The organism is Methylobacterium sp. Leaf108 (assembly GCF_001423265.1).
Lineage (GTDB): Bacteria > Pseudomonadota > Alphaproteobacteria > Rhizobiales > Beijerinckiaceae > Methylobacterium.
The window spans coordinates 1-3,423 of sequence record NZ_LMND01000024.1; the positions used below are offsets into that span (position 1 = coordinate 1).

The window sequence follows — 3,423 nt, forward strand, 5'->3', positions numbered from 1 at the left end:
GCCAGCGTTCTCCGCTTGGCCAGCTGCGCTCGCCCGACCAGCTCCGCCGGCCAAGCTACCCGTGGTGGAGCGGCCTACCGCGCACTAACTTTACCCTTGGACCACCGCGTGGGGGCCGATCAGGCTTGAACGACGGAGGCGAGATCGGCTCGTAGGAGGCCTGTCGGTTCGGCCGCGCTGGTGGCGACGGTTTCAAGCATCATCGTCACGGCTGAAGACCTCGCCTTCCTCAGCTAGGCGCACGTTCGCTTCGTCGGTCCTCAATTCCTCCAGATCACGATGCTCGGACAGCAGGCGCCGCATCGTGCGATCCGCATCCGAGCAGTCGGCCAGCTCGCTGGTATCGCCGCTGCATCCCTCGATGGTCTCATTTGTCTGTTGGTCGACGATAGCGCGATCCGTCGGGGTAAGGCTCGCCAAGTCTCCCAACCCCAGTTCACGCGCGACGTGCGTGGCGATCTCCTTTCGTTTGGCGTCCAGGGCCAGCACCGTTGCTCCCGCTTGGTCCGCCATGTCACTGCGCCCTACCTGCCGAGCGAGGGCGCGCCGCCAACCGAGCGGAAGCGAGGCACCTCGAAGCCGCATACGGTCCCTGACGCTGGCTAAGACGAGCTGCCAGTGTTCCGGACTGAGGTCAGACAGCGCCGGGCTCAATCCAAGATTATGGCGTGCTAGATCTGCAGCCTCCTGCCATTCGGAGCCCAGCTTCGGGGGGTCGGGCGTGATTGGGATGATAGGCGCGTCGGACATGCCAAGCTCCTCTTAAGTCATCCGTCTTCACGGCGGCCGACCTGCCGCGCCAGCGCTTTTTTCCAACCGAACGGCAGCCTGATCCCCCGCATCTGCATGCGCGCGGCGACGCTCGTCAGCACCATCTGCCAATGCTCCGAGCTGAGCGCCGGCAACTCGTGTTTAAAGCCGAGGTTGTGCGAAGCGTTGATAGCGGTTTCTGCCCATTCAAAAGACAGGCCTTCACTATCGTTATCAGGCGTTTCGATAGGATCGTCTGCCATATCAAAACTTTCGAGAATGACCGTTCTCGCAGGTTCGCAACCTTCTGGTCCCGCGTCCACGCACCCCAACCGGGAACCTGTTGAACTGGTAGCTCGCAATTCAGCCTGTTTCCCGCTCAGGTGGCTTCATTGACCGTTAACCACGTCGATCCCATATGGGGATCATACCGGTAGCGACCATGTCGCTTGATCGGATGCGGCCACGATGCCGGGACAGGGTGACGCCGGATGTACGCGCACTAGGTCCTGGCTCCCGTGGCCGTTTGCTTGTCTGAGACGGGGCGCCCAGGCCCAATCCCAAAGATCGAGTCCCTCTGATGCCCCGCTGGGTTCCCCTTGTTGCCGCCGGACTCTTGGCCATCATCGCCGTGATCGGGGTCGGCTTATGGAAGTTCGATCTGCTTCAAACAGCTCGGATCGAGAATGGAGGCCGTCCGGCTATTCCAGCGTGTGATCCTGCGAACTCGGTCGGCAAGGCGGTCCTGCCCAACTGTCCAGGCACAGCATTCCCGCCGGCCCAAAAGCCTTGATTGCGGGCTCGCACAGCGACTGGAGTGAGCCCCTATCGCAGGAGTATCTCGGCGGCGAGAAGCGAGGATGTCGTGTTCACAGTGAAGGGGATCGATCCGAGCGGCAAGGCAATGACCTTCGCCTGCGGGACGGACGAACAAGCGATGGAAAAGACATGGGAGTTGCGGCGTCGGGGTTTCCGGGAGGTCGTGGTTATCGATCATAAGGGCAAGGAACTCGGCGATTCCGCCTTCGAGCGGTCCCTGGAGATCGATTGGGATTGAGGAGGCGCGAAGGGCAAGCGGAGAATTACGCCCGCGCCGTCGGTAGCTCGACCACCTCTGTCGTGTAGCGCGGGCTCCGCATCTCGAACTTCGTCGAGCACTTCCGCTTCTCCACCACCTCAGCCCGCGCCGGCACGACGCTGCCGTGCTCAAAGCTGACGTTGCAAGCGTCCATTGCCGCCATGAGGGGCCACCACGCTCAAGGTCGAGCTGGCCGATCAGCAGCTGCGGGCTGGCGTGGAACAGCATCAGATCAGTGGTGACGACCCCGGCCTTCGAGTGGCGCCAGGGGCGGTCGTCGGGCACCTCGCGCCAGGGTGGTCTGGGTGGCGAGAGCCAGCGGGGCGTGTCGCAAACTCAGATCTGGGACGCGGAACGGCCTCTGCCGCCCAGCTTTCACGCTTTGTTCGCTAGGGGAAGTCCGAAGCAGATCCCGAGCATATGGTTCTGCTCACGGACGGTCCACGCGCCGGCGAAGCCGAAGCCCTTGCGCAGCCACAGCATAGCCTCGAAAACCTGCATCGTGCGCCGCGCCGTGTTGAACGAGCGGAAGCCGCCGACCCGCGGCATCGACCGCTTCACCCGGAAGTGGTCGCTCTCGATCCCTTGCTGCAGGTGCTTGGACACCTACTGGATCGGCGCTCGCGGCAGCAGGCCCGCCTTCCGGCTCTCGGCGATGGCCGGTGGATACGGGCCGGCGCCATCCGTGCCGATGCGATCCGGGGTGAGAAGAGGCTGATCCGCCAGCATCTTGCGGAAGAAGCGCTTGGCTGCATCGAGATCCCGGTTGGCGGTTAGCAGGAAATCGACTGGATTGCCGTGCTTGTTGACGGCCCAGTAGAGATAGCGCCACTCACCTCGCACCTTAATGTGGGTCTCATCGATGCGGATCGACCCACAATGCAACTTGCGAAACTGCCGCAGCCGCTTTTCGATCAGCGGGGCGTAGGCCAAGACCCAGCGGTTCAGGGTGGAGTGGTCCACCTCGACCCCGCGCTCCAGGAACAGCTCCTCGATGTCGCGGTAGCTGAGCGGGGTAGCGCAGGTACCAAGAGACGGCCTGCACGATCAGGGCAGCCTCGTAGTGCCGGCCTTTGAAGTCGGCCTTGGCGCGCTGCTTCAGCTTCGAGGCGATGGCGGACAGGATCATGGACGGCCTCCGGGACTGGAGGCGCCATGCGGGCCGCACGGTCAACACGGGGTAAACGCCGCGGGTTTGCGACAGGCCCGGCGAGACCGACATCCAGGGCAACGTCAGCCGCTGCGGCGACGAACTCGCTCGCACCGCGCTCTACGAGGCCGCGCACTCCCTGCTGACGCGCTCGCGCAAATGGTCGAGCCTGCGCGCTTGGGGCATGCAGATCGCCAAGCATCGTGGCATGGCGCGAGCTCGCGTGGCGGTTGCGCGCAAGCTCGCCGTCGTCCTGCACCGGATGTGGAGCGACAAGACCGAGTTCCGGTTCGGCAAGGAGCCGGCGCCGGCCATCACGGCCGTGATCGGCCCCCACGCGGTGGTCCAAGGGTAAAGTTAGTGCGCGGTAGGCCGCTCCACCACGGGTAGCTTGGCCGGCGGAGCTGGTCGGGCGAGCGCAGCTGGCCAAGCGGAGAACGCTGGC

The 3,423-nt window shown here is 64.2% G+C and carries 4 protein-coding genes and 2 pseudogenes; 2 read left to right on the top strand and 4 right to left on the bottom strand.

What is annotated here, in order from left to right:
* Positions 1-192 precede the first annotated feature (192 nt).
* Together ASF39_RS12830 and ASF39_RS20600 are read right to left on the bottom strand one after the other, a co-directional pair.
* Positions 193-489, bottom strand: a complete 297-nt coding sequence (locus ASF39_RS12830; protein WP_244472402.1) for a hypothetical protein — start codon at positions 487-489, stop codon at positions 193-195.
* A gap of 278 nt (positions 490-767) precedes the next feature.
* The gene (locus ASF39_RS20600; protein WP_082494555.1) at positions 768-1,013 is read right to left on the bottom strand and encodes a hypothetical protein; all 246 of its coding nucleotides are present in this window, start codon (positions 1,011-1,013) and stop codon (positions 768-770) included.
* A 602-nt stretch (positions 1,014-1,615) separates the two neighbouring features.
* On the opposite strand from ASF39_RS20600, the gene ASF39_RS12835 reads away from it, so the two are divergent.
* Positions 1,616-1,807: a hypothetical protein gene (locus ASF39_RS12835; protein WP_056284529.1), complete on the top strand. Its 192-nt coding sequence runs from the start codon at positions 1,616-1,618 to the stop codon at positions 1,805-1,807.
* Positions 1,808-1,832: 25 nt separating this feature from the next.
* Here the strand turns inward: ASF39_RS12835 and ASF39_RS22640 are convergent, their stop codons facing one another.
* Together ASF39_RS22640 and ASF39_RS12840 are read right to left on the bottom strand one after the other, a co-directional pair.
* On the bottom strand, positions 1,833-1,991 hold the full coding sequence (locus tag ASF39_RS22640) for a DUF4113 domain-containing protein (protein WP_348271519.1): 159 nt from the start codon (positions 1,989-1,991) through the stop codon (positions 1,833-1,835).
* Positions 1,992-2,203: 212 nt separating this feature from the next.
* Positions 2,204-2,957: pseudogene (locus ASF39_RS12840) on the bottom strand (IS6 family transposase).
* Between the two features lie 79 nt (positions 2,958-3,036).
* Between ASF39_RS12840 and ASF39_RS20615 the strand changes: the two are divergent.
* Positions 3,037-3,333: pseudogene (locus ASF39_RS20615) on the top strand (IS110 family transposase); the annotation flags it as partial.
* Positions 3,334-3,423: the final 90 nt, after the last annotated feature.

Excerpts from the sequence above, each read along its gene's own strand:
- ASF39_RS22640 (WP_348271519.1), bottom strand. The coding sequence starts at position 1,991 with ATGGCGGCAATGGACGCTTGCAACGTCAGCTTTGAGCACGGCAGCGTC.
- ASF39_RS20600 (WP_082494555.1), bottom strand. The coding sequence starts at position 1,013 with ATGGCAGACGATCCTATCGAAACGCCTGATAACGATAGTGAAGGCCTG.